The organism is Polaribacter sp. HaHaR_3_91 (genome assembly GCF_019278525.1).
Taxonomy (GTDB): domain Bacteria; phylum Bacteroidota; class Bacteroidia; order Flavobacteriales; family Flavobacteriaceae; genus Polaribacter.
This window is the reverse complement of sequence record NZ_CP058986.1, coordinates 20,089-44,098: the sequence shown is the minus strand read 5'-3', so window position 1 is coordinate 44,098 and position 24,010 is coordinate 20,089. Positions and strand designations below refer to the sequence as shown.

The 24,010-nt window shown below is 29.9% G+C and carries 28 protein-coding genes; 17 read left to right on the top strand and 11 right to left on the bottom strand.

The features are described from left to right. Positions 1 to 121: 121 nt before the first annotated feature. The gene (locus H0I27_RS00245; protein ID WP_218731963.1) at positions 122 to 2,041 is read right to left on the bottom strand and encodes a M1 family aminopeptidase; all 1,920 of its coding nucleotides are present in this window, start codon (positions 2,039 to 2,041) and stop codon (positions 122 to 124) included. A 104-nt stretch (positions 2,042 to 2,145) separates the two neighbouring features. On the opposite strand from H0I27_RS00245, the gene thiL reads away from it, so the two are divergent. Then, positions 2,146 to 3,195 (top strand): thiamine-phosphate kinase, encoded by a 1,050-nt coding sequence (gene thiL / locus H0I27_RS00240; RefSeq protein WP_218731962.1) that lies wholly within the window; start codon positions 2,146 to 2,148, stop codon positions 3,193 to 3,195. A gap of 335 nt (positions 3,196 to 3,530) precedes the next feature. On the opposite strand, the gene H0I27_RS00235 is transcribed toward thiL, so the two are convergent. The 6 genes from H0I27_RS00235 to H0I27_RS00210 form a co-directional block, all read right to left on the bottom strand. Beyond that, positions 3,531 to 4,109 carry a hypothetical protein gene (locus tag H0I27_RS00235; RefSeq protein ID WP_218731961.1) on the bottom strand — a complete coding sequence of 193 codons (579 nt, stop codon included), beginning with the start codon at positions 4,107 to 4,109 and terminating at the stop codon, positions 3,531 to 3,533. A gap of 26 nt (positions 4,110 to 4,135) precedes the next feature. Further along, complete coding sequence (locus H0I27_RS00230) at positions 4,136 to 5,104, bottom strand: YHYH protein (RefSeq protein ID WP_218731960.1); 969 nt, start codon at positions 5,102 to 5,104, stop codon at positions 4,136 to 4,138. Positions 5,105 to 5,458: 354 nt separating this feature from the next. Continuing rightward, positions 5,459 to 5,968 carry a hypothetical protein gene (locus H0I27_RS00225; protein WP_218731959.1) on the bottom strand — a complete coding sequence of 170 codons (510 nt, stop codon included), beginning with the start codon at positions 5,966 to 5,968 and terminating at the stop codon, positions 5,459 to 5,461. Positions 5,969 to 6,129: 161 nt separating this feature from the next. Beyond that, on the bottom strand, positions 6,130 to 7,053 hold the full coding sequence (locus H0I27_RS00220; RefSeq protein ID WP_218731958.1) for a septum formation inhibitor Maf: 924 nt from the start codon (positions 7,051 to 7,053) through the stop codon (positions 6,130 to 6,132). A 74-nt stretch (positions 7,054 to 7,127) separates the two neighbouring features. Continuing rightward, the gene (gene mscL / locus H0I27_RS00215; RefSeq protein ID WP_218731957.1) at positions 7,128 to 7,586 is read right to left on the bottom strand and encodes a large conductance mechanosensitive channel protein MscL; all 459 of its coding nucleotides are present in this window, start codon (positions 7,584 to 7,586) and stop codon (positions 7,128 to 7,130) included. An 11-nt stretch (positions 7,587 to 7,597) separates the two neighbouring features. After that, the gene (locus H0I27_RS00210; RefSeq protein ID WP_218731956.1) at positions 7,598 to 8,572 is read right to left on the bottom strand and encodes an acyl transferase; all 975 of its coding nucleotides are present in this window, start codon (positions 8,570 to 8,572) and stop codon (positions 7,598 to 7,600) included. Between the two features lie 75 nt (positions 8,573 to 8,647). Here H0I27_RS00210 and H0I27_RS00205 point away from each other — a divergent pair, with 75 nt between their 5' ends. The 6 genes from H0I27_RS00205 (at position 8,648) to H0I27_RS00180 (ending at position 12,490) form a co-directional block, all read left to right on the top strand. Further along, positions 8,648 to 9,064 (top strand): hypothetical protein, encoded by a 417-nt coding sequence (locus tag H0I27_RS00205; RefSeq protein WP_218731955.1) that lies wholly within the window; start codon positions 8,648 to 8,650, stop codon positions 9,062 to 9,064. A gap of 2 nt (positions 9,065 to 9,066) precedes the next feature. Further along, positions 9,067 to 9,756, top strand: a complete 690-nt coding sequence (locus tag H0I27_RS00200; protein ID WP_218731954.1) for a hypothetical protein — start codon at positions 9,067 to 9,069, stop codon at positions 9,754 to 9,756. A 17-nt stretch (positions 9,757 to 9,773) separates the two neighbouring features. Continuing rightward, entirely contained in the window at positions 9,774 to 10,178 is a 405-nt protein-coding gene (locus tag H0I27_RS00195) for a hypothetical protein (RefSeq protein WP_218731953.1), read from the top strand. Further along, on the top strand, positions 10,174 to 10,728 hold the full coding sequence (locus tag H0I27_RS00190) for an RNA polymerase sigma factor (RefSeq protein WP_368384632.1): 555 nt from the start codon (positions 10,174 to 10,176) through the stop codon (positions 10,726 to 10,728). Before H0I27_RS00195 ends, H0I27_RS00190 begins: the two co-directional genes overlap by 5 nt. Before the next feature lie 3 nt (positions 10,729 to 10,731). Further along, a complete protein-coding gene (locus H0I27_RS00185) occupies positions 10,732 to 12,063 on the top strand; it encodes a PorT family protein (RefSeq protein WP_218731952.1) in 1,332 nt (443 codons plus the stop codon). 82 nt (positions 12,064 to 12,145) lie between these two features. Then, positions 12,146 to 12,490 carry a hypothetical protein gene (locus H0I27_RS00180; RefSeq protein WP_218731951.1) on the top strand — a complete coding sequence of 115 codons (345 nt, stop codon included), beginning with the start codon at positions 12,146 to 12,148 and terminating at the stop codon, positions 12,488 to 12,490. Here the strand turns inward: H0I27_RS00180 and H0I27_RS00175 are convergent. Beyond that, the gene (locus tag H0I27_RS00175; protein ID WP_218733714.1) at positions 12,478 to 13,530 is read right to left on the bottom strand and encodes an isoaspartyl peptidase/L-asparaginase family protein; all 1,053 of its coding nucleotides are present in this window, start codon (positions 13,528 to 13,530) and stop codon (positions 12,478 to 12,480) included. The two genes, H0I27_RS00180 and H0I27_RS00175, sit on opposite strands and share 13 nt — an antisense overlap. A gap of 113 nt (positions 13,531 to 13,643) precedes the next feature. Here H0I27_RS00175 and H0I27_RS00170 point away from each other — a divergent pair, with 113 nt between their 5' ends. Further along, positions 13,644 to 15,185: an aldehyde dehydrogenase family protein gene (locus tag H0I27_RS00170; protein WP_218731950.1), complete on the top strand. Its 1,542-nt coding sequence runs from the start codon at positions 13,644 to 13,646 to the stop codon at positions 15,183 to 15,185. A gap of 62 nt (positions 15,186 to 15,247) precedes the next feature. On the opposite strand, the gene H0I27_RS00165 is transcribed toward H0I27_RS00170, so the two are convergent. Genes H0I27_RS00165 through H0I27_RS00155 form a run of 3 tightly spaced genes read right to left on the bottom strand, consistent with a single transcriptional unit; the run spans position 15,248 to position 17,415 of the window. After that, positions 15,248 to 16,378 (bottom strand): hypothetical protein, encoded by a 1,131-nt coding sequence (locus H0I27_RS00165; RefSeq protein WP_218731949.1) that lies wholly within the window; start codon positions 16,376 to 16,378, stop codon positions 15,248 to 15,250. Further along, positions 16,359 to 16,883, bottom strand: a complete 525-nt coding sequence (locus H0I27_RS00160; protein ID WP_218731948.1) for a hypothetical protein — start codon at positions 16,881 to 16,883, stop codon at positions 16,359 to 16,361. The genes H0I27_RS00165 and H0I27_RS00160 overlap by 20 nt, the downstream gene beginning before the upstream one ends. A gap of 4 nt (positions 16,884 to 16,887) precedes the next feature. After that, the gene (locus tag H0I27_RS00155; RefSeq protein WP_218731947.1) at positions 16,888 to 17,415 is read right to left on the bottom strand and encodes an RNA polymerase sigma factor; all 528 of its coding nucleotides are present in this window, start codon (positions 17,413 to 17,415) and stop codon (positions 16,888 to 16,890) included. A gap of 132 nt (positions 17,416 to 17,547) precedes the next feature. On the opposite strand from H0I27_RS00155, the gene H0I27_RS00150 reads away from it, so the two are divergent. The 9 genes from H0I27_RS00150 (at position 17,548) to egtD (ending at position 24,009) form a co-directional block, all read left to right on the top strand. After that, positions 17,548 to 17,712, top strand: a complete 165-nt coding sequence (locus H0I27_RS00150) for a hypothetical protein (protein WP_218731946.1) — start codon at positions 17,548 to 17,550, stop codon at positions 17,710 to 17,712. Positions 17,713 to 18,053: 341 nt separating this feature from the next. Continuing rightward, the gene (locus tag H0I27_RS00145; protein ID WP_254713114.1) at positions 18,054 to 18,923 is read left to right on the top strand and encodes a helix-turn-helix transcriptional regulator; all 870 of its coding nucleotides are present in this window, start codon (positions 18,054 to 18,056) and stop codon (positions 18,921 to 18,923) included. A 90-nt stretch (positions 18,924 to 19,013) separates the two neighbouring features. Next, positions 19,014 to 19,460 carry a MoaF C-terminal domain-containing protein gene (locus tag H0I27_RS00140; protein WP_218731945.1) on the top strand — a complete coding sequence of 149 codons (447 nt, stop codon included), beginning with the start codon at positions 19,014 to 19,016 and terminating at the stop codon, positions 19,458 to 19,460. 434 nt (positions 19,461 to 19,894) lie between these two features. Then, positions 19,895 to 20,092, top strand: coding sequence for a hypothetical protein (locus H0I27_RS00135; RefSeq protein ID WP_218731944.1), 198 nt, complete (start codon positions 19,895 to 19,897; stop codon positions 20,090 to 20,092). Positions 20,093 to 20,096: 4 nt separating this feature from the next. Continuing rightward, positions 20,097 to 20,477, top strand: a complete 381-nt coding sequence (locus H0I27_RS00130) for a nuclear transport factor 2 family protein (RefSeq protein WP_218731943.1) — start codon at positions 20,097 to 20,099, stop codon at positions 20,475 to 20,477. Next, positions 20,477 to 21,103 (top strand): ferric reductase, encoded by a 627-nt coding sequence (locus H0I27_RS00125; RefSeq protein WP_218731942.1) that lies wholly within the window; start codon positions 20,477 to 20,479, stop codon positions 21,101 to 21,103. Before H0I27_RS00130 ends, H0I27_RS00125 begins: the two co-directional genes overlap by 1 nt. A 6-nt stretch (positions 21,104 to 21,109) precedes the next feature. Beyond that, entirely contained in the window at positions 21,110 to 21,838 is a 729-nt protein-coding gene (locus H0I27_RS00120; RefSeq protein ID WP_218731941.1) for a siderophore-interacting protein, read from the top strand. A gap of 16 nt (positions 21,839 to 21,854) precedes the next feature. Beyond that, positions 21,855 to 23,003, top strand: a complete 1,149-nt coding sequence (egtB, locus tag H0I27_RS00115; RefSeq protein ID WP_218731940.1) for an ergothioneine biosynthesis protein EgtB — start codon at positions 21,855 to 21,857, stop codon at positions 23,001 to 23,003. Between the two features lie 4 nt (positions 23,004 to 23,007). Further along, positions 23,008 to 24,009, top strand: a complete 1,002-nt coding sequence (gene egtD / locus H0I27_RS00110) for an L-histidine N(alpha)-methyltransferase (protein ID WP_254713113.1) — start codon at positions 23,008 to 23,010, stop codon at positions 24,007 to 24,009. Position 24,010 lies beyond the last annotated feature (1 nt).

Here is a 24,010-nt window from a genome sequence, read left to right as displayed (position 1 = left end):
GAAATGATAAAACTGTATTTTACCCTTTCTGCTTAATAAATTTTTTAAATAATACAAGCTATCAGTTCGAGTGGAATTTCTTTTTCAGAAATTTTGTATCGAGAACACTTCAATCAAAAAGTTACTCTTTAATAATCTTTTTATACAAGTTTCCTGTATCCGTAAAAACTTTAATAAAATAAATACCATCACTTAGTAGACTAAGATTAATTTGTTTATTGCTAGAAGTAAGAATTTCTTTACCAAGTGTGTTATAGAGAATCACATTTTTGAACGTGATATTTTTTGAGGTTTCAATAGTTAAAATATCATTTACAGGATTCGGAAATAAAGAAATATTTTTAGATACAAAAAGATTGTTTTCAATACCTAAAGTAACATTGTTGTTTTTAGAAATTAAATCAGCGTCTGGGTCAAAATCTATTGAATTTACTGTGAAAGTAACGTTTTCTACAAAAGTTTGTCCGTTTGTGGTGTTGTTTAAAATGATATCTAAAACTTCTCCGTTTGTTCCGTTTAAACGAACGGGAACATTGGCTTCAAAAAAAGAAACAGAAGGATCACTCTGAGTTTGATTCAATGTTATATTTATGGTGTTTGTTGTTGGTTGATGCCAGTTTAGATGGTAAGTTGGATACCCTTGATTGTAAATCCAATCGTTAAAAAACTCTTCTAAATCTAAGCCACTTGCAGTTTCTAAATGTGCTATTAAATCTGGAGTTTTTGCATAATTATATGCCAAATTTGGGTCTGAAATGTAGTTTTTTAAAGCCTCAAAAAAGTGAGTGTCTCCCAATTTTTTACGCAACATGTGTAAAACCATGGCGCCTTTATTATAAGATAATCTACTATTAAATATTCTGCTAACGCTTGTGGTATCTGCATCCGTAAGGTACACAGCACCATTTGTAGATGAGGTTACAGAACTAATTGTGGAATTTCTCCAACTTTTAAAAGAAGCATCTCCATCTAAGTGTTCTATGGTTAAACCAGATAAATAAGTAGCAAAACCTTCATTTAGCCAAATATCTTTCCAGCTTCCGCAGGTAACTTTATTTCCAAACCATTGGTGCGCTAATTCATGCGCAATTAATCCACGGTTAAAATTCCCCATAAAAGAAACGGTTGTGTGTTCCATTCCGCCGCCCCAACCAAACTGGGCGTGACCGTATTTTTCATTTTTATAAGGATAATCGCCAAACAAATCAATAAAATGTTCCATAATATCAACCGTGACTAAAGTGCTGTTTTGAGCTGAATTTAAACTTTCTGGATACACATAATTTACAATCGGAAAATTATTATCATTGTGAGAAACATCATGCGAATAGGTTTCATAATCGGTCACTGCAATGGCAATTAAATAAGCGGGAATAGGATATTCGTGTTTAAAATGTGTGGTTTTAAAGCCTAAATTAGTCGTTGTGCTCTGCTCTAATCCGTTGGAAACGGAAACATATTGTTCAGGAGCAGTGATATATACATCAATCGTATCAATTTTATCATTCAAATCTTGCTTACAAGGCCACCAACCTAAAGCGCCATAAGGTTCAGAAAGTGTCCAAAGTACCGGAGTATTTGCTGTTCCGTGTGTGTTTACTTCAAAAGAGCCAAAACCGTTACTTGTTGGATTTCCATTGTAATCTATTACAACTGATGTTGAGTTTCCTTGGTTTAAAGTCGCTTGAAGCGTAATTACCAATTCGTCATTTGAGTTTTGAGAAAAGGTTACTGCATTTCCGTTTTGAGTTATCGAAGTCACCGTCATAGTATCATCTAAATCAAAAGTAACGGTAGATAAATTGTTTAAAGCGGTAAAAGTAGTGGTTACTTTACCAGAAATAGCTGCCACAGCAGGATCTACAGAAAACTCTAGTTTATGGTAGGTAATATCGTAATTTGAAGTATTAGGATTTGCCTTAAAATGAATTTTTGTAGCAGCAGATTTTGCTTCAGATTCTGCGATTTCTATGATTTCTTGAGCAGTTATATTTGAAATATGGAGTAGAATAAAAAAGCAAACAATACTAAAACGAATCATAATTCTTAGGCTTAGAATTTAAAAGTACTGTTTAAAATCTAAAATAAAAAATATAGGTGTTAAAGTAATTCTGTCATTTTTTAGAATGTACCTATCTTTGCAACATGTTAGAAGATAAAAATACACAAAAGACGTCGTTGGCCGAACTAGGTGAGTTTGGTTTGATCAATCATATTACACAATATTTTAAAGTGCAAAATTCATCTACGATAAAAGCTATTGGAGATGATGCTGCGGTTTTAGATGTTTCGGATAAACAAACTTTGGTTACTACTGATTTGTTGATAGAAGGGGTGCATTTCGATTTAAGTTATATGCCATTAAAGCATTTAGGATATAAGGCTGTAATGGTAAATTTATCTGATGTGTATGCGATGAATGGAGTTGCAGAACAGATTACGGTTTCTATTGCGGTTTCGAATAGGTTTCCGCTAGAAGCAATTGAAGAATTGTATGCCGGAATTCAGTTGGCTTGTGAAAGTTATAATGTAGATTTAGTTGGTGGAGACACTACTTCATCTACCAAAGGAATCTTAATTTCTGTTACCGCAATTGGTAAAGCAGAAAAAGAAGACGTTGTCTACAGAGATGGCGCTAAAGAAACCGATTTAATTGTGGTTTCTGGAGATTTAGGTGCTGCTTATTTAGGATTACAAGTTTTAGAAAGAGAAAAACAGGTTTTTAAAGTTGATCCAAATAATCAGCCAGATTTAGATAATTACACATACTTAATTCAGCGTCAGTTAAAGCCAGAAGCTCGTAAAGATATTCCTGGTTTATTAAAAGAAATGGAAATTAAACCAACTTCTATGATTGATATTTCTGATGGACTTTCATCGGAACTTTTTCATATTTGTACGCAGAGTAAAGTAGGTTGTAAAATATACGAAGATAAATTGCCATTAGACCCGCAAGTAATTTCTGCTTGTGAAGAGTTTGAGTTAGACTCTACCATGGTTGCTTTAAGTGGTGGTGAAGATTACGAATTGTTGTTTACCGTGCCTATTGCAGATTTTGATAAGATAAAAGGAAATCCTCATTTTTCTATTATTGGGCATATTACTGCAGAAAACCAAGGATTGAACTTGGTTACAAGAGCTAGCCAAGAAATTGAGTTGAAAGCTCAAGGTTGGAATGCTTTGAAGAATGAATAAATACAGTGATGATATTTTATAATAAAAAAGGCGAAAAATTTTAAATTTTTCGCCTTTTTTTATGAGATTCGTTTAACGTGTTTGTGCGTGGTTAAGCAACTAAGTTAGCAAACTTTTACGAACCCGTGAATATTCCGCAGGAATATTCGCAAGTAGTGAAGAACAAAGCAATTAATTATACACTGTGTTATATGCTGTTTAATCAGTAGTTTATTCAATTTCACAGATATCATAACATAATTTTTTTCCACAAGTACAACTTTCAATCTAATTTGGCTCTTAAAAATTAATAGAATCTTTTACTATAATTAGCACAAATTCTATTTTATTACAATTTACCTTGTCTTTCTTTTAAAAGAAAAAATCAGAAAACCTAACAACAGTATTGCGCCAACAATTAAATAATATTTTAAATAACTACTAGTTTCTGTGGTGATATTAAAAGATGAAGTAGTGTTGTCTGTAATTACTTCTTCCTTTTTTCCGTTTTTGTTTAAGTACCAATGATAATTTTTTTGAGAGTTACTCTGTTCAAACATCATGGTGTTTGAAACTTTACTAATATCTGAACCCTCGAATATTAATGTGTAACGTGTGGCATGGTTATGTTCTTCATTATTCTTTTCAAGAATAACTTTTAATAAATGTAATTGTTTGTCTTTTGTGTCAAAAATTTTTAACTTCTCTTTGGTGTAACGTAAAAATATGTCATTAATATCTTCTATTGTTTTAGCATTATTATAATTAGAATCGAATGCAATTAAGGCATTTCGAATACTCCATGAAAATTCAGCATGAATTATAGTTTGAGTACCTTCTGTTGTAATATCAAAATAAGCTATATCAGAATCATGTGCATACGTAAAAGGTATACACATGATAAAGAATAAACATGATAAATATAATTTATACATATTTGATTAGTTTTTTAAGATTTTTTTTAATTCCCTGGCCCTTGTTGGAAGTCATCAGAAGGTGTTCCTCTAAAGTATCTTGGGATACTTGGAAAAGAATCACCATCAGTCAATATATAATAAAATGTACCATCAGGAAACTCAGGAGTTACACCAGTTCTTCCATTCGCCTCATCAAGAGTTCCAAGCCCATCAACATACTCGTAATCTGCAGAATATGCACCATTGTACTCAGAACAAGGTGCCGATTCACCATCTCCAGGTCTATTACCTGTTAACAATTCATAACTTGAGGTCATTTCTATAACAGCAGAGCTACTATCATCAGCATCAGTATATGCGTATTTATAATAAATAGGATATCCATCAGCAGCCCATCCAACTTGTACCATTTCAGTTCCGTCTGCATCTGCAACTAAATCATATAATGTTGGTGTACCATGATGATGATATTTACCAGTAGGCTGAACATGTGAGTAGTTACAGTCTAAACCTATAGGAACATTTAATGCTTCTAAATTCCAATCCCAATTTACATCAGGATCCATAACTCCAAGATCACTATGTGGCCAAGGTTCAGCTGCAATAGGGTCTAATTCTACACCGTCTAATAAGATACCAAAAATATATTCAGGACCATTATCGCCCTCTAGCGAAGTTAAATTTCCTGTAAGTACAGGATCTGTAGTTATTGTATAAGTTTCATTCTGTTCGGTAATATTTCCATTAATGAAGGTCCCTACTAAATGATCAGGAATACTATTAGTTGTGATAATCCTATCAGTTCCATTAATACTAATTGTTACAGACGAATCATAAGCTAATTCTGTATCACAAACACCACTTCCTTCTGCCAAGTCTTGTTGAACACAATCAGTAGTGTCTGTATCTGTATCCGAGTCATCATCAGAACTACAAGATACCATACCTAAAGATATCACAAATAATGTTAAGAACGAGGTAATAAAGTGCATTGATATTAGTTTACTTTTCATAAGTTTATTTTTTAATTATACATATTATTTTTTTAGATGTCCTTTCTTTAAAAGAACTTGAGCAAGTTACTTGTTTTTTTACATTTTATGTGTTTTTCGTTTTAAAATAGCATATAACTATATTGATATCGAACATTTTAATGTTTTAAATCAGAAGTTAAACGAAGTTAGTTTATTTTTTTAGAAAGTCAAGAGTGTTTTTTTGAAAAAGGTTTGTTTAACTTTAATGTATTTGGTAAGTTGTGTTTATGTAAGAAGATTTTCTGAAGGGAAATTAGAAGTTAGCAAACGAGCAACAAACATAGATTTAGTTAAGCAAGTAATTTTTTATAAACTGTGTTGAAAAATATTTCATCAGATTATTATGTTTAATACTTTATCCTTTAAAAACAGATTCCCCTCTTTTATTAACTGAATTTCTCTTATACATTCATTAATAATAGCATACTTTTTATTTAATAAGTATCCATTTACAAAAATGTCGTTTGATTCTTTTAATCCAAAAAAAGTATTTAAATCTTTCTGAGTTTTAATATTAAATTTTAATGCTGTTTCTAGTTTTATGATTCCCCCATTTTTTAATTCAGGGTTCAGTAGTTCTTGTCTCATCAATTCAGCCGAAAATATTTTTTTTGAACCTAATTTAGCATCTTCTGAAAAATCAGCAGTTGCTAAATTTTCTTGAGGGATGTTTTTTAAAATAGATGGATTTCCAATTATTTCATTATTTATTAAGACAATTACTGTTCTCTCCGACGCAATTACGTTCTTTTTATTATGCTCTGATTGTTTTTTTTCTTCGCCTTGTGCATTCATTGAAAGTCCAAGCGAAATGAATAAAATAGAGATAAAAAGAGTTTTCATAATTTTCGTTTTTTAAAACTAAAATGATAAGGTGAGTTTTAATACGGAATCAAGTTCAGTTCAATTTCATTTTATCATGAAGTTAAACGAAGTTAGCTGTTTTTTTTGAGAAATGCGTAACTATCTAGCAAAGAAATAATAGTAGAAATTTTAAAAAAAATCTATTCGTATTTTAATTTAAGTGCTTTTCTTTTATCTTGATCTGATAATTTTTTTTGTTCCCAATAAGGCTCATTACTAGTTGCCTTTAGTTTCGCTGTTGTGGTTAAACTAGTTCCATCAAATTCTGTAAAACCTAAAATTTTGTACGGAAACTCTTTTTCTACATCAATGGTAAGAGTTCTATTAATATTTAGATACTTTATCTTATAAGTAAGTGTTTTTTCTGATGTTGTTTTACTAATTTCAGCTTTCTCTACGTCCATTTTTTTGTAGTTAAAACGACTGTAAATAGTAGAAGGAATCAAATTGATTTCTCCTTCTGGTAATTGACCTTTTGCTATACGAATTTTAGTAAACAATGCTTCTTCTAAAAAGGTAGCATTAATTGTTTTCTCTTCGTCTCCGTCAGCTTCAAAATAAGAGAATTGTTTAAAATTGTATTTGTCATCAGCAAGGTTTAATTGCGTAAAAGTATGTCCGCACCATTCTTGTATACTTGTGGAAGCTTTTAAAGTAAAAGGATAGTTTTGAGTATCAATAGGTGTAAAAGTAGAGGTGACAATAGAATAATCGTAAATACCGGTATTAAATTTACGAACATGATTCAATTTCATAACAGAAACGTTGTCAGTTCCTGCTTTTTGCGGATTGTCTAATTTTACTTGTTTACTAACAGAAAAAGGTTCTGTAACAAAAACCAAAACAACTTCTCCGTCTCGTATTTCGCCATATCTAGCCTGTTTTAAGGTGTAGCTGCTTAATTCTGCTTTTCCAGAATACCAATACTGATTAAATTGTTCACTTTTTGGAATAGGAGTGTTTTCTTTTTTTGTAGTTGCTTGAGGTGCTGTTTTGGTTTGACCGGATTGGCATCCTATAAAAGAAAAAAGGACTAGGTATAAAAGGGTTGTTTTAGTATTCATTACGTTTTGTGTTTAATTAGCTGATAACAAATCAGTCGTAATTTAAAAACAAAATTTACAAAACGTATGTATCGTTATTTTTTTTCTGCTAAAAGTTTCTGTAAGTATTCATTTTGTTTTTCTAAAAGCTCGTTGGTTTTGTGCATTAACTCAATATTTTTAGGAGTCACCACCGCTTTGTTTTTTGGGTCGTCTGCTTTCTTTTTCATTGCATTCATTGCTTTTACAATGATAAAAACGGTAAAAGCAATGATTAGAAAATCGATACTAGCTTCAAATAATTTACCATAACCAATGGCAATTTCATCAACTGTAATTTTTTCTTTAACAAGTACCGCTTCTCTTAGAATAATTTTCTTGTTTTCCCATTTTGCACCTTGGGTCATAAAAGACAAAGGAGGCATAAAAACCTCTTTTACCAATACGCTTATAACTTTATTAAAGGCAGCGCCAATAATAACCCCAATAGCAATATCTATCATGTTACCTTTTACAGCAAACTCTTTAAAATCTTCAATTAATTTAAACTTCATCTTTAATTTCTTTATAAGACCATTAAATTACAACCTCTAATGTCTGAGTTATCAAAACGACCAATGATTTCGAAAGTACCGTTTTGGTGTACTTTGCCTAAATCTTGTGTAGCAATAAAAGCACAAGAATTATAATTGGCTAAATCAATTACATTAATGCCGCCTGTTTTTTCTACTTGTTGTATGGTTAAAGCATCTTCTGTATCTCTTGTTAAAATTTTCATCCAAGGTGGTGTGTCAAAAACACCGTTCCCGTTAGAGTATCCTTGACTTAATAATTCTGTCATTCCGTATTCTGAGTGAATTTCAGAAACTCCAAATCCGCTTTGTAAAAGCTGATGCAATTCAGCTCTAATCAATTCTTTTCTTCGTCCTTTCATACCACCAGTTTCCATGATAATGGTGTTTTTTAGGTTGAATTGTTGCATTTCTATCAAATCTAACAAAGCAAAAGAAACTCCGATTAAGAGCGTTTTTTGTCCTTTTTTGTCTAATTCTACTAGTTTTTTTGCTAATTCTTCAATGTTATCTAAATAAAATCCACTTTCAGTATTATTAGATTTCTGAATTAAATCATCAACCATATACACCAAAGAAGAACCATTTCTTTCTAAATAATTTGGCAATAAAGCCAACACAACATAGTCTTCTATGTTGCCATAAAAATGTGCAAATCCTTTTAGGTAACTTTCTTTATAGAGGTTAATATCTGTTACAAAATGCTTGCTAGTAAGGCTTCCTGTGGTACCAGAACTTGTAAAAGTTTCTTCAATTTCTTCTAAAGAAGAAAGTACTTTTCTGCTTTTAAAAAACTGAATAGGTAAAAACGGAATTTCTTCAACCTTAGTAACGTCTGAAGGATGAATGTATAATAAATCGCAAAAAGAACGATATACTTTATTGTTTTTAAATTGATGTTTAAAAACAGCTAAAGCAGCTTGCTTAAATTCTTCTTGATTTCGGATGTTAAAAATTGTGTTTTGCATATACTTTTGCAAAAATAACAATATTAGACGCAACCTTTTTAAAATTTCTGCATCTTGTAATAAAACACCTAAATAATGAAGTTAAAAAGTATTTTTCTAATTACCCTTTTAGCATTTTTAGGATGTTCAGAAACAGCAGAAACTACTTTAGAACTCTGTAATGAATGTGTAATTATAGATAATAATTTATATAATGAAACAGCAACCACTGGTTACAATATTAATAATGCAATTTTAGATGGGGATTTATTAACTCTGAACATTATGGCTAGTGGTTGTGATGGTACTAGTTGGAGAGCAACGCTTGTAGATGCAGATTTAATCTTAGAATCGAATCCGACTCAAAGAAACATTAAAATCAATTTAGAAAATACGGAAGCTTGTTTGGCTGTTATTTCTAAAGATTTTACGTTTAATATTAAAGATTTAAAAGACAGTGACACTACAATTCTTTTAAATTTAGAAGGGTGGGATTCTCAAATACAATACTAAAAATGATGAAAAAAATAATTGCTTTCCTTTTTCTAGTTTCATTGTTTTCTTGCGAAGACAATGAGGTAATAATAGATGCTAATAATTTATTAATAGGTACTTGGTTAGATCCGGTTTACGAAGGAGAAACTACAACATTTAAAAGAGGGAACTCTTTGCCAAATGATGCTTACGGAATTTCATTTCATAAAAACGGTGGTTTTATAGAACGTACTTCTGGTTGGTGCGGTACACCGCCTTTATCTTTTTTTAATATTGAAGGAACTTTTGAGCTAGAAAGTACACTAGTTAACATTTCTACAGAAAGCTATCCTACAAATTATGCTTGGAGAATTATTACACTTACAGAACAGGAATTGGTTGTAAAAAGAGAACTGACAGCACAAGAAGTAGAATATAGAAGTTTAATGGATTTATTCAATGAAATTCAAGAGTTGTCTAGCAGTGTTTCTTGCTCAGACGCTACAAATTGGTTGTTTACCGCTTACGGTTCAAAAGCTTGTGGAGGTTCGCAAGGATATATCGCTTATTCTACTGAAATAGATACAAATGATTTTTTAAATAAAATAGAAATATACACACAAGCAGAAAAAACATTTAACGTTAGATGGGGCATAATTTCAGATTGTTCAATAGCAAGTGTTCCTGTTTCTGTTGAATGCGAAAATGGAATTCCAACCCTTAAATATTAATTTAATACACAAAAACCATGAAAAAAATTAGTTTACTTTTATTAGGATTATTTGTCTTTGCTTCTTGTTTAAACAACGATGATGTACCCAATTACAAATTTGAGTTTATGCCAATAGATGAAGCGATTACTCCAGAAAGTTTTACATATGGAGAATCAGATACTATTACTATAAAATATTCTTTTCCAAACGATTGTTATTCTTTTGAACAAATTTATTATGAGACTGAAGATTCTACGAGAACTGTTGCAGTAACGGCAATGGTTTTATTAGATGAAGAATGTACAGAAGAAATTGTACAAGAAGAAAAGAAGTTTGTTGTTACAGCGTCTCAAACAGAAGACTATATTTTTAAGTTCTTTAAAGGAACTGATAGTGAGGGCGAAAATATTTTTGAGGAAGTAATAGTTCCTGTAAATTAGTACCATCAAACTAGAAGAACTCATACAAGAATGCTGTAAGCAGAAAATTACAGCACAATCAACAGTTTATCAGCTTTATGCTGATAAGCTGTTTGCAGTTTGTTTAAAATATTCGAGTAATTATCAAGATGCAGAAGATAATCTACAAGATAGTTTTATGACTATTTTCGAAAAAATAAAACAATATAACCATAAAGGTTCTTTTGAAGGTTGGTTAAAACGTGTAACTGTAAATACTGTTTTGCAAAAATATAGAGTAAAGTCTCCTTTGAAAAATGTAAGTGATTTTTCTGATGAATTAGAAACAGAAGAAGAGTTTAATATAGAAGACACTGCTTTTAATGTGGATGTGTTGTTGGGTTTTATTCAGCAATTACCAGATCAATACAGACTGGTTTTTAATTTATATGTTTTAGACGATTATGCTCATAAAGATATTGCAGAAATGTTAGGGATTTCTGTTGGAACATCAAAATCGAACCTGTCTAGAGCAAGAAAAATTTTGAAAGATCAATTAGAAATGCATCAAAAAACAACAGTAAATGATTAACTAATGAAGAATAAGAATTTAGATAAATTGTTTCAAGATCAGCTTAAAAATTTGGAGGTAACTCCAGATAAAAAAGTTTGGGGCAATATAGAATCTAAGCTTAAAAAGAAGAAAAGAAGGGGAGTACCTCTTTGGTGGTTTGCAGGTGGAGCAGCAGCGATGTTACTTTTAGGAATGTTACTCTTTCCTGTCTCTACAAACGAAACAGATTTTATGAAAATCGATTCTAAAACGATTGTAACAGAGAGTACCGAAAATGAAGTAGAAAAAAATGACCTGCCAAAAATAGATTCACTTATTCAAAATACAAAAATTGATAAAAAAATACTGGTTACAGATAAAGAAACGAAAGAAAGTATAAAAAAGGATATAGAAAAACCTCGTTTTCAAAAGAAGTTAGTTCGTGATAAAAACGTTGTGGAAAAAACTTTGTTAGCTAATAATACAGCTAAGGAGACGTTAGATTCTGTGAACGATAAAAAGATAGATGTAAATAAAAATAAGGAGGTTTTTACTGAAGAAAAAGAGAAAATAGTAGACAATGTAGCTGTAGAAAAAGAATTGCCTAACAAGAAGGTCGATTTAAATAAATTTATAAAAGACAAGGATAGTATTTTTTCTATTAAACATTTAAAGCATAAATGGTCTATTGCACCTGTTTTTGCAGTTTTAAATTCTAATTCATTTTCAAATTCATCTCCTGTAAATAGAAGTTTATCAAACTCCACAAAAGGTAAGAGTTCTTTTTCTTATGGTTTTCAAATAGGCTACCAAATCAATAAAAAATGGAGCATTCAATCTGGTGTGCATTTGCAAGAAATGATTTTTGTGAACAATCAGGTAACAGCTGTTTCTTCAATTTCTAAAAGCACATCACCTGTTGCATTTAATAGTGGTGTTTCTCTATCTTTTAATACAGCTCCCTTACAAACTTCAGATTTTGATAACAGTGCATTGATAAGTAGAACGAGTTTAAATGGAGATTTGAATCAAATATTTGGTTATATTGAAGTCCCTATAGAAGTGAAATATAATTTTTTAACTGTTAAAAATTTCAATACACAGGTGGTTGCTGGGTTCAGTTCTTTGTTTTTAAATAAAAATGAAGTTAATTTTAGTTCTCAATTTTTTACTAATTCGGGTAGTGCTAACAATTTAAATAATATTAACTTTAGTGGGAATCTAGGTTTTGATTTTAATTATTTTTTAAATAATAAATGGTCTTTAAATTTAAACCCCATGTTTAAAGCTCAGTTAGATACTTTTAGTGAGAATTCCAATGGTTTTTCTCCTTTCAATTTTGGCATATATTCAGGTATTAAATATACATTTTAACGATGTTTATGGTAGTTCTATCGAAATTAAAAAAGAATTACTAATGCATTATATTAAATTTGATTTTTTAAAAGAAAATAAGATGACATTTTTAGCAATTACATATAGAACTTTAAGCGGAACGAAAGAAGTTATAGAAACATTTGAAAGAAAAGCTACACAATGGGTTGTTTATAAGGATGAAAAACCTGCTTATTTTGTAGATTTTTACGATTTAGAAAAAGAATCTAATGCTATGATGAATAGCTTAGTTTTATGTACCAAAAGATCTATTCGGGAGGTTTTAGAAATTATTAATAAAAAGAATAATATAAACTTATCTGTACCTATAATTTCTAGATTAGGGTATAAAAAGATTGTAAAATCTAAAAAGATAGAACTAGATTTAGGACCAATTCCAGAAGAATGGTTGGCTTATTCTTTGTAAATTTTTACAATTAATTCATCTTTATCATTCATAGAAGCTCTGTACATTCCTGCAGTATTAAACTCAAAAGACATATTTCCGTTTTTATCTAAAGCAATAACACCACCCGTTCCTCCAAGTTTTGTAAGTTTGTTTTGTATTACGTCTGTAGTTGCTTCTTTTAAAGATTTATTTTGATATTCCATCTGTGCAGAAATATCATAAGCAACTTGGCTTCTAATAAAATATTCTCCCCAACCTGTAGAAGAAACACCACAAGTTAAATTATTTGCATACGTACCAGAACCAATAATTGGTGCGTCTCCAATTCTTCCCCAACGTTTATTTGTCATTCCTCCAGTAGAAGTTCCTGCAGCTATATTTCCACTTTTATCCAAAGCTACACAACCCACAGTACCAAATTTTGCATTTTTAATATCAGCATCATAAAAAGCGGCTTTTTTATCATCATGATCTAACGCTGTTTTATTCTTATTTTTTATTTTTTGAAGCGATTGAAAACGTCTTTCTGTATAAAAGTAACTTGGATCTACAATTTCTAATCCTTTTTCTTCAGCAAAAATAGAAGCTCCTTTTCCAGAAAGCATTACGTGATCAGAATCTGTCATAATTTTTACAGCCAATTCAATAGGACTTTTTACATTAGTTACCCCAGCAACTGCACCAGCATTTAATGTTTTTCCATCCATAAAAGAAGCATCCAATTCATTGGTTTCTTCATGTGTAAAAACAGCTCCTTTTCCTGCATTAAATAATGGAGATTCTTCCATAACTTGTATGGTTTTAATAACTGCTTCTTGGCTTGTTCCTCCGTTTTTAAGAATTGTATGTCCTACTTTAATAGCTTCTTCTAATTTTGCTTTGTAAGCTGCTTCTTTTTCATCAGATAAATTTTTCTTTAAAATAGTTCCTGCTCCACCATGAATAATAATTGCAAATTCATGTTTTTTTGTAGTAGCTGTTTTTTCTTCTGGCGATGTTATTTCTTTTTTACATCCAAAAGAAATTAATAATAACAGGGTAATAAAAAAGGATTTCATCATAATTTATGTTTAAAATAAAACAATTATTATTGTTTTTGTTTAATTTACTTTTGTTTAGAATTATTTGTAAATTGTCATTCGAATGTAAACAACAAAAACGGAATAGCAAAATGACAGACTTTGGAATTAAAGAAGCTTTACAAAAACTAGGTTTAAAAGCTATAAATAATGGTACTTCTACAGGATCTAATAATTTTTCTAATGGTGAGTTAATAGAAAGTTACTCTCCTGTTGATGGGAAATTAATAGGAAAAGTAAAATCTACATCAAAAGAAGACTACGAAAAAGTGATGGAAACTGCTACAAAATCTTTTTTATCATTTAGAAATATGCCTGCTCCACAAAGAGGAGAAATTGTACGTCAGTTTGGTAATAAATTAAGAGATTTAAAAGAACCTTTAGGAAAATTAGTTTCTTATGAAATGGGAAAATCTCTACAAGAAGGTTACGGAGAAGTGCAAGAAATGATTGATATCTGCGATTTTGCTGTTGGTTTGTCTCGTCAATTAAACGGACAAACAATTCCGTCTGAAAGACCAGGACACGTTATGAGAGAACAATGGCATCCAATAGGTGTTGTTGGTATAATTTCTGCATTTAATTTTCCAGTTGCTGTTTGGGCTTGGAACACCTCTTTAGCGTGGATTTGTGGTGATGTTTGTGTTTGGAAAGGATCTGAAAAAGCACCTTTATGTACCGTTGCTTGTCAGAATATTATTGCAGATGTTTTAAAGAAAAATAATTTACCGGAAGGAATTTCTTCCATTATAAATGGCGATTATAAAGTAGGAGAGATGATGACTACAGATACTCGTATTCCTCTAGTTTCTGCAACAGGTTCTACCAGAATGGGAAGAATTGTAGGAGCAACGGTTGCCCAACGTTTCGGTAAATCTTTATTAGAATTAGGCGGAAACAATGCCATTATTATCACGCCTACGGCGGATTTAAAAGTAGTGGTACCTGGTGCTGTTTTTGGTGCTGTTGGTACTTGCGGACAACGTTGTACATCTACTAGAAGATTAATTATTCACGAATCGGTGTATGATAAAGTAAGAGATGCCATTGTTGGTGCTTACAAACAAATTAAAATAGGGAATCCTTTAGATGAAACCAATCATGTTGGTCCGTTAATAGACAAAGATGCTGTAAACACTTATTTAGCTGCAATTGAAAAAGCAAAAGCAGAAGGAGGAACTGTTTTAGTAGAAGGTGGTGTTTTAGAAGGCGAAGGTTATGAATCTGGATGTTACGTAAAACCAGCAATTATAGAAGCAGAAAATCATTTTGAAATTGTTCAGCATGAAACTTTTGCACCTATTTTATATCTAATGAAATATGCTGGAGAAGTAGAAAATGCTATTGAAAAACAAAATGGAGTTGCGCAAGGTTTATCATCAGCAATTATGACGAACGAATTAAAAGAAGCAGAGAAATTCTTATCTTATGCTGGTTCAGATTGTGGAATTGCAAACGTAAATATAGGTACTTCTGGTGCAGAAATTGGTGGTGCTTTTGGTGGTGAAAAAGAAACTGGTGGCGGTAGAGAATCTGGTTCTGATGCTTGGAAAGTGTATATGCGTAGACAAACAAATACCATTAATTATTCCGATGAATTGCCTTTAGCACAAGGAATTAAATTCGATTTATAAAAAATAGATTTACATTTATAAAAAAAAAACAATTCTCATAAATTTATGAGAATTATTTTTTTTTATTTAATATTTAAAATGCCATTTTCTAACTCAATTGCAATATTTCCGTTAGAAATAATATTTTCTTTTGGTTTCTTTTCAAGAATTTTTGTGAGTTTCTCTTCTTTAGAATTACCAAAAGTAGTTTTAGTACCATCCATATTTAAAACGGTATTGAAACCAAAAACTTTTACAGAATAATTACTTTCTTTTACTTTGTATACATTTAATTCAGAATATTTTCCTTCAAAATTAAAATCAGCAAAACTTTCACTAAAATTATATAAATGTACTTTACTTGTAAAATCTTTAAATGAAACTTTTTTGCCTATTTCACCAATCTGAATTTTTGAGGTTTCCGTTATTAACATTGCATTAGAAAATGACCCGATTCTTACTTTGTAGATGTCTTTTAAATCATAATTTCCTCCTGATATAGCTTCTGCTTGAAAAATTCCACTCATCAATTTAAATGAGTTATTCTCATTGTTGATGCCTTTAAATTTATAATAAGTTTTGAATGAACTTACATCTAGATGCGTATTAACATTATATGTGAAATCTATTCTAGAATGAAGTGCTTTAATTTTAATTTTTACATTTTTTGGTATTTTTATTATAAAATCTTGTTTAAATTTTCGTGGTGATTTTCCGTAATTTTTATATGGGTTTTCTAACTTAAGTTTCTTAAAATAATCATTAGAATCTGTACCCAAACTAAAGTCGATTTCTTTTACTATAGAATCTTTAGATTTATAGTAAAATTCATTTGTTCTCCTCTTTTTAAAAAAACCTCTAATATGTTCTTTGTAAGTTTCTATATCAACATCTAAAGGATGTAATTCCCCAAGGTACATTGAGTTTTTTACCTCTAATTTTATTTTGTTATTAGTTTTTGAAGATTTGGCTTTAAGTCCCTTAAAAATTTTATATTGAATATCTTCTGAATCTTTATCAAAAAGAATTGAATAATCAAGATGAACTTTATGATCATTAGATTCTTCAAATACAATTGATGCATTGTCTATATCAATCTCTAATATGGTGTTTTTGTCAATCTCGTAACTTTCTTTTAAGACCAATTCTTTTGTTTGTGAAAAAGAAAAATGGATGCTTATTAGAAATAAAATACTATATATATATGGTTTCATTACTTGTATTTTTTTGATTTAACTCATTAATATGTTCTTTAATATCTCTGATTAATTGCAAACGTCTTTGCAAATTATCTATTAAAGATTCTAAAACATTTATATTGTTTGGAAACTCCTTTAATTGAGTAGTTATTTTTTTATAATCAGTATCAGACTCTTTTAGTTTCTCTTTATATTTTCTAATTAAAACAGTATCCTTTGCTACATCAATAAAAGCATTCCATTCTTTATTTATATTGATTAAATATTCATTTTCTATTCCTTCAAATTGAATTTCAAGTGCAGTTTTTTCGGGTTTAGAATTCGTATTCTGGAAAAAATACCCACAGAAAAGAAGGAATAAAATTGATGCTGCAATTTTTAAGAAATAATAAGATCTCTTTTTATTCTTACTATTTTTCACTCCGTCTAATTTTTTTATAAAATCTGTACGATGTTCTTTTGGTAATTTTTTTATTGGGTATTCTTTATTTTTAAATAAATCTCTTATATCATGTTCCATAATTCTAAGTTTTTAGAAGATTTCTAAGTTCTAATTTTCCTCTTCTTAATTGTGTTCTTGATGTTTTAATCGGAATTTTTAAAATTTCTGAAATCTCTGAATGATCATAACCTTCCAATAAATATAATTTAACAACCAATTGATACTTAGTTTTTAGACTTTCAATTGCATCAATAATTTCTATTCTATCAATTTTTACATCAAAATTCCAATCGTTATCATCTAAAACTTCCAAAGGATAATTTTCTAAAGAAACCGTTTCTATACTTTTCTTTTTTAATTTATCAATACAAGTATTAATAACAATTTTTTTTAACCAAGAACCAAAACTAGTGTCTTCTTTAAAAGTATCTAAACTTAAAAAGGCTTTAAGAAAAGCATCTTGCATAGCGTCTTTTGCTTCCTCTTCGTTTTTTAGATATCTATAGGATATAAAAAACATAGCTTCAGAAAACAAGTCGTAAAGCTTTATTTGAGCTTTTTGATTTCTTCTTTTACTGTTTTTAATTAAAAGATTTAATTCTTTAGACATTCAATTTGGTTAGTTCTATTATTAAAAACGATAAAGAAATATAATAGTTTCAGTTTTTCTATTTTTTCTAAAATTATGTTTACTTCGAATTTAATGCGTTTAGATTAATTATAACCAAGTAACTCGTATAAAATGAAAAGAGAAAACAGAAGAAGAATGAGTCCGGGTGTTGGTTATATTGGGTCTGGTAATAAAGCTTCCGTTTTTACTAGAAAAAATAAAGTTCCTTTTGATAAAATAAAACCCATTTATGGAGATGAGATGGAAAGGTTAAAATCTAAAAAAAAGTCAGTATAAGTTTTATAAAAACTAAATGAATCAGAAAAACTTAAAATTCGGAAGCGAGTTAAAGCACAAATTCAAAAAGAACAAATTGTAAATTTAATTATAGGAATTATTGCTATATAATTTATTTTTGGGATTCTTTACTTAATCTTAAATTAAACTATCTTTAGATTCTTAAGTTTAAAGAGCGTAAAATTAGCACATATACAATATTTATATAATAAGATTGGTTTTGAAACTTCTCCAGAAGAATTGACTCGTTTATTAACAAAGAGTTAAAAAAGATAATTATATTCTCTATTATGGTCTACAGAACGAATACTATTTTTAATCAAAAAAAATAAATTGATATATTGAAAAATATTCCAAATATAGCCTTTCAAGGTAAAGATCGTAAAAGTGTTTTTGAGCTTTTAAACTTATCAGATTTATTTGAAAGGTTAGATAATATTGAGGATCATGAGCCAAGGCAACCACATAGAATTTCGTTTTTTGCCTTGCTAATTGTTACAAAGGGAACTGGTACTCATCAAATAGATTTAAAGGATTATAAGGTTGAAGAGGGTACGGTTCTTAAAATAGCGAAAGGGCAAGTACATTCTTTTCAAAGAAATGCAACATACCAAGGTTTTTTAATAATTTTTACAGAAGAGTTTCTGATGAATTATTTCTCTAAATCTTCTATTAATTTAATTTCTAATTTATACAATTACCATTTATCTTCTCCTGTTTTTAAAAATAAAATAGACAATGAGATTCTAATACATCAACTGCAATCGGAAATTGCACTAGAGAATAGTTTTGCACATCGTAATATTATGGCGGCGTTTCTAGATTTGTATTTATTAAAGTTAGAACGTAAATCTCCTGATAATTACATTCCAAAAAATAAGTCGAAACAGTTTTATACTTTTGATCAGTTTAAAAGCTTGGTAGAGACTAATTTTACAAACACTAGAAATGTAAAAGACTACGCAAATTTATTATTTATTACTACCAAAACTTTAAATAGTGCCGTAAAAGAATTTACTTTAAACACGGCTAAAAATTTTATAGATGATTATGTTATCTTAGAAATAAAGCGAGATATGATGAGTACCAACAAAAGCTTAAAAGAAATTGCATTTGATACTGGCTTTGATGAGGTTACTAATTTTACGAAGTTTTTCAAAAAGAAAATGAAGGTAAGTCCGAAAGAATTTAAGAATCAACATTTTTTTTAATTCCTATATTTACCATTCTTATCGGATGATTTACCTTTCTCATAAAAGAGTTTTATAGCAACTTTGTATTAAATTTAAAACTCAACAAAGATGAAAGCAAAATTAATTACTTTAGTATGTCTTGCACTATTTACAGTAGGACTTGGTTTTTCACAAAACGAAACAACAACAGAAAACAACTTCCAGTTTGAACAAGCAGAACACCTTTTAGACGGGTATTCTTTTAATTTTCAATATCAAAACGGTGCTGGTTTGCATATGGAGTTTAATGATGGAAAAGCAAAGTACCAATGGGTTGCTGGACCAAATAAGGGAAACGGAAACGAAGACATTCCGTACAGATCAACAAAACTTGGAAACGATATGTATTTAGTGAATTGGCACGAAATAGGTTTAAAAGACTATTTAACCATTGTTTTTGATTTTGACAAAATGCTAATGCACAGTTCTATTATAGTGGGTTATCAAAATAAACCAGAAAGAACTTTAAGAACAGTGTTTACAAGTGGTATTATAGATCATTTAAAAAGACCCTAATAAGTTTTATAATAATAGAAGTAATTACTACTTATCAATTCAATATATCTAATCTGATAAATTCCTTATAGTGTTTATCAGATTTTTTTTGCGTTATAGAAATCCAATTAATTTATAAGAGGTTCATATTTACCGTTTTTAGGCTTCTTTTGATAAAAACAATTGTATTTACCATTATTCAATATGCTTGTGCTTAACTTTCATAAGCAAACAATTATTTATGTTGATAATGCAAATATGTCAGCATCTAAAGTGTTTTCAAAAGTAATTGCTGAAACCGATAAATATGAATTAGAGTCTAAATTTGAAGGGAAGTAGTCTTAATATCAATGAATAAATAATAATAGATTTCTCATATTTACCATAAAGGACCCTAGATTTACCTTTTATAATAAGAAGATAATTAGACCTTTGTAAATTATAAAACAAATAATATGAGTCAAGTAGGAATTTGCCCAACATGTGGCAGCAAATCAAAAATAAAAGAAAAAGAAGGAAATACTATTTATACGGCAGTACAAGATGATGAAGCCTTCAAAAAAATAGGTCAGATTAAAAAAGCTATGGAGAAATTTAAGCTAAAAGCAGAAACTTTAGAAAAAGAATTAGCTGTTTTAAAAGCAAATCTATAATACCATGAATATAGAGCAAAATAAAAAAAATGCAATTGCTTTTTACAAAATGGCATATGAAGGAAACCCTACAAAGGCTGTTGCGTTATATGTAGGTGAAAAATATATTCAACACAACCCAATGGTAGGAGATGGACCACAGGCGTTTATTGATTATTTTGATAGAATGCAAAAGGAGTTTCCTATTAAAACGATTGAGTTTGTAAGAGCAATATCCGAAGGAGATTTGGTTGCCTTACATACCTATCAAGAATGGCCAGACAACGATAATTATGTGACCATGGATTTTTTTAGGTTCGATAAAAATGGTAAAATAGTAGAACACTGGGACAGCATTCAACAAGTACCAAAAGAAGCTTTGAACAATAATACCATGTACAAATAGTGAAAGTAATAAAAAAGAATTACGGTTGGGTAATTGTTGCTATTCTAGCGCTATTACCAATGCTTGTTATCATCAATATGTTTGATGTAGATCTGTCCAACGGATTTTCTCTTTCGTTGATAGAAGGCAAAGGAGCTGACGGAAAAACCACTTTAGAAATGTTGTATCATGTTTCTGGTGAGTTTGCCATCCGTTGGATGACGGCTGTATTAACGTTAACTCCGGTTTTTATCATTTTTGGTGTAATGAACCTTTTTGTACGTCAGGCAATGGGAATTGCAACAGCTGTTTGGAGTTTTCTGCATTTTATTATTTTTATTTGGGCAGAAGGTTTTTTAGAAACCTTTACACAAGTTAATTATGTAGCTGGTTTTGTTGCCATTTTAATTTTAATTCCGTTGTTTTTTACTTCTAACAGAAAGTCTATGAAGTTCCTAAAATCGAACTGGAAAAAATTACAAAGTTATGCGTATGCAGCTATTTTCTTAAGCGTATTACACGTGGCTATTTTAGATAAAACATGGCTTATTTATGCAATAGTTGTTGGTCTCGGTTTTATGATAAGAATTCCTTTTATCAAAAATAAATTCATAGAAAGAAGAAAACGAAAAATACTAAAATCTTAAATTAAGATGGGATTATTAGAAAACATAATCAAAAAGGTCGTTTTAGAAGCTGCTATTATTGAACATAAGGAGAAAATTTCAGCATCCGTTTATAAAATCAGGTTGAAAAGTGAAAGTATAAAAAAAGCAGATTTTAAACCTGGCTATTTTTTACGTTTAGGAATCGGAATTGGTAATGATAATTTATCAATGAAAGATAAAGTACGTAGCTATAGTGTTTGGGACATAAACCAAACCGAAGGCTACTTAGATATTGCCATTGCAACCGATAGCAAAGGTATTGGATCGCAATGGGTGGCTAATTGTTTAGTAGGAGAGACTGTCTATTTTAAATGGAAAAAAGGAAACTTTTTATTAGACGAAACTGCAGAAAGCTATTTAATGATTGGAGATTTATCTGCCTTATCACATTTATACATTCTAAACAGAAACTTACCGAATAATAAGCAAGTAGAAAGTATACTATATAGTGAGAGCCAAAGTGCTTTTTTTGATGATATAGATGGTTCTAAACCATTTAATAGGTATTATTTAAAGCAAAATCCAATAAACGAAATTTTAAAAAAGGTAAAAAAAATTACACCTAAATTAAAAGAAAATAAAATTGTTTATATTGCAGGAGACAGTAGAGTTTGTGTGGCATTAAATAAATATTTTAGAAATGAACTAAACTGGAGTGCGAAACAAATTAAAACAAAACCATTTTGGAATCCTGATAAAAAAGGATTGGAATAAAGCTATAAAAACCTAAATGAGATTAGCAGAAAAATACAAACAAGTAAGATTGCAAACGACCACTTTTTGTAATCATCTAAATATAGAAGATTATGCTATTCAGGTAGTGCTATTTGCTAGCCCCCCCAAATGGCATTTAGCACATACTACTTGGTTTTTTGAAACTTTTATTTTAAAAGAATACATAGCGGATTATACCGAATTTAATGCGGATTTCAACTTTCTTTTTAATAGTTATTACAACAATGTTGGTACTAGAATATTACAAGCAAATAGAGGTAATATGTCTCGACCAAGTACCAATGAAATCTATGAATACCGTGCGTATGTAGATGCTAAAATGAATGCTTTTTTAAAGGATCTTTCCGATGAAAAAATAATTGATTTGGTAACATTGGGTTTAAATCACGAACAACAACATCAAGAATTATTAGTAACTGATGTGAAATATATGTTTGGGCACAATCCTATTTTTCCAGTTTTTAATAATGAGTATAATTTAGTTAAAGATAAAAATACTGCAACAAAAAGCATACAAATACCTGCCGGAATTTATGAAATAGGACACCAAGGAACAGATTTTTGTTATGATAATGAATTGGGCGTTCATAAAGTATATCTAGATGATTTTGAAATTAATAATCATTTGGTAACCAATGGAGAGTTTATAGATTTTATGGATTCTGGCGCCTATACAGATTTTAATCTTTGGTTAGATGAGGGGTGGTCTTGGGTAAATAAAAACAATATTAATTCTCCTTTGTATTGGCATAAAATTGATGGAGAATGGCATTCTTATACACTTGCAGGTTTGCAAAAAGTGGATACAGCTGCTATTTTAAGTCATATTAATTATTACGAAGCCAATGCTTTTGCAGAATGGAAAGGAATGCGACTACCAACCGAATTTGAATGGGAAATTGCAGCCCAAAAATTAGATTGGGGAAAACGTTGGGAATGGACAAATAGCGCCTACTTGCCTTACCCAAGATTTAAAAAAGAAAATGGAGCGGTTGGAGAATACAACGGAAAATTTATGAGCAATAAAATGGTGTTGAGAGGCGCTTCGGTAGCAACTTCTCAAGATCATAGTAGACCAACATATCGTAACTTTTTTAACCCTACCGAAAGATGGCAATTTACAGGAATTAGACTAGCAAAATAATAATATGATTGAAATCGTTAAGAACAAAGATAAAAAAGGGAGTACAATCAATTTAGAAATCAATGAAACATTTAGAAACGATATTGAAAAAGGACTCCTGAGCAATCCAAAAACGCTTTCTTCAAAATATTTTTATGATAAAAAAGGCGATGCACTTTTTGTAGAAATAATGAATTTGCCTGAGTATTATTTAACACGCAGCGAACTAGATATATTCAAAAATAAAACAAAAGATTTAATAGATAGTTTTAAGATGAAAGTCGATTCTTATTTTGAATTGATAGAATTAGGTGCTGGAGATGGATTAAAAACAAAAGAACTATTAAAAAGTTTAACAACGCAAAATTATAATTTTGAATATTTTCCAATAGATATTTCTTCGAATGCTTTGCGTCAATTGAAAGAGGATTTAAATACTGAAATACCAAACTTGTCTGTAAAAACGCAACAAGGAGATTATTTTGAAGTTTTAGATTCCTTAAAAAAGAGCAAACAGCCAAAAATTATCTTGTTTTTGGGTTCTAATATTGGGAATATGAGCGATAAACAGGCTGCAAAATTTATTTCTAAATTAGGTGCAAATTTAAATCCGGGTGATAAATTATTGTTAGGCGTAGATTTGATAAAATCGAAAGAAATTGTGCTTCCAGCTTATGATGACAGCAAAGGAATAACTGCTGCGTTTAACTTGAATTTATTAGATAGAATTAATAATGAATTAGGTGGTGATTTTAACCTTAATCAGTTTCAGCATCAGCCAGAATATGATGAAAAAGAAGGTATTGCAAAGAGTTATATTGTAAGTACAGAAAATCAAATAGTGACCATTAAGTCTATAGGCACATCTTTTAGTTTTACCAAAGGTGAAAAAATTCATACAGAAATATCTAGAAAATATAATGATGAATTGATTCAACAAATTATAGCGAATACAGATTTTAGTATCGACACTAAAATTATGGATAGCAAAGCCTATTTTGCAGATTATATTTTAACTAGAAATTAAA

What these genes read in the sequence shown, in the direction of transcription:
- H0I27_RS00195 (WP_218731953.1), top strand. Translation starts at nt 9,774, where the DNA reads ATGAAAAAAATTAGTTTACTTTTATTAGGATTATTTGTCTTTGCTTCT.
- H0I27_RS00180 (WP_218731951.1), top strand. Translation starts at nt 12,146, where the DNA reads ATGACATTTTTAGCAATTACATATAGAACTTTAAGCGGAACGAAAGAA.
- H0I27_RS00165 (WP_218731949.1), bottom strand. Translation starts at nt 16,378, where the DNA reads ATGAAACCATATATATATAGTATTTTATTTCTAATAAGCATCCATTTT.
- H0I27_RS00170 (WP_218731950.1), top strand. Translation starts at nt 13,644, where the DNA reads ATGACAGACTTTGGAATTAAAGAAGCTTTACAAAAACTAGGTTTAAAA.
- H0I27_RS00185 (WP_218731952.1), top strand. Translation starts at nt 10,732, where the DNA reads ATGAAGAATAAGAATTTAGATAAATTGTTTCAAGATCAGCTTAAAAAT.
- thiL (WP_218731962.1), top strand. Translation starts at nt 2,146, where the DNA reads ATGTTAGAAGATAAAAATACACAAAAGACGTCGTTGGCCGAACTAGGT.
- H0I27_RS00175 (WP_218733714.1), bottom strand. Translation starts at nt 13,530, where the DNA reads ATGAAATCCTTTTTTATTACCCTGTTATTATTAATTTCTTTTGGATGT.
- H0I27_RS00205 (WP_218731955.1), top strand. Translation starts at nt 8,648, where the DNA reads ATGAAGTTAAAAAGTATTTTTCTAATTACCCTTTTAGCATTTTTAGGA.
- H0I27_RS00150 (WP_218731946.1), top strand. Translation starts at nt 17,548, where the DNA reads ATGAAAAGAGAAAACAGAAGAAGAATGAGTCCGGGTGTTGGTTATATT.
- H0I27_RS00160 (WP_218731948.1), bottom strand. Translation starts at nt 16,883, where the DNA reads ATGGAACATGATATAAGAGATTTATTTAAAAATAAAGAATACCCAATA.
- H0I27_RS00235 (WP_218731961.1), bottom strand. Translation starts at nt 4,109, where the DNA reads ATGTATAAATTATATTTATCATGTTTATTCTTTATCATGTGTATACCT.
- H0I27_RS00245 (WP_218731963.1), bottom strand. Translation starts at nt 2,041, where the DNA reads ATGATTCGTTTTAGTATTGTTTGCTTTTTTATTCTACTCCATATTTCA.
- H0I27_RS00140 (WP_218731945.1), top strand. Translation starts at nt 19,014, where the DNA reads ATGAAAGCAAAATTAATTACTTTAGTATGTCTTGCACTATTTACAGTA.
- H0I27_RS00155 (WP_218731947.1), bottom strand. Translation starts at nt 17,415, where the DNA reads ATGTCTAAAGAATTAAATCTTTTAATTAAAAACAGTAAAAGAAGAAAT.
- H0I27_RS00135 (WP_218731944.1), top strand. Translation starts at nt 19,895, where the DNA reads ATGAGTCAAGTAGGAATTTGCCCAACATGTGGCAGCAAATCAAAAATA.
- H0I27_RS00120 (WP_218731941.1), top strand. Translation starts at nt 21,110, where the DNA reads ATGGGATTATTAGAAAACATAATCAAAAAGGTCGTTTTAGAAGCTGCT.
- mscL (WP_218731957.1), bottom strand. Translation starts at nt 7,586, where the DNA reads ATGAAGTTTAAATTAATTGAAGATTTTAAAGAGTTTGCTGTAAAAGGT.
- egtB (WP_218731940.1), top strand. Translation starts at nt 21,855, where the DNA reads ATGAGATTAGCAGAAAAATACAAACAAGTAAGATTGCAAACGACCACT.
- H0I27_RS00130 (WP_218731943.1), top strand. Translation starts at nt 20,097, where the DNA reads ATGAATATAGAGCAAAATAAAAAAAATGCAATTGCTTTTTACAAAATG.
- H0I27_RS00225 (WP_218731959.1), bottom strand. Translation starts at nt 5,968, where the DNA reads ATGAAAACTCTTTTTATCTCTATTTTATTCATTTCGCTTGGACTTTCA.
- H0I27_RS00220 (WP_218731958.1), bottom strand. Translation starts at nt 7,053, where the DNA reads ATGAATACTAAAACAACCCTTTTATACCTAGTCCTTTTTTCTTTTATA.
- H0I27_RS00200 (WP_218731954.1), top strand. Translation starts at nt 9,067, where the DNA reads ATGATGAAAAAAATAATTGCTTTCCTTTTTCTAGTTTCATTGTTTTCT.
- H0I27_RS00230 (WP_218731960.1), bottom strand. Translation starts at nt 5,104, where the DNA reads ATGAAAAGTAAACTAATATCAATGCACTTTATTACCTCGTTCTTAACA.
- egtD (WP_254713113.1), top strand. Translation starts at nt 23,008, where the DNA reads ATGATTGAAATCGTTAAGAACAAAGATAAAAAAGGGAGTACAATCAAT.
- H0I27_RS00210 (WP_218731956.1), bottom strand. Translation starts at nt 8,572, where the DNA reads ATGCAAAACACAATTTTTAACATCCGAAATCAAGAAGAATTTAAGCAA.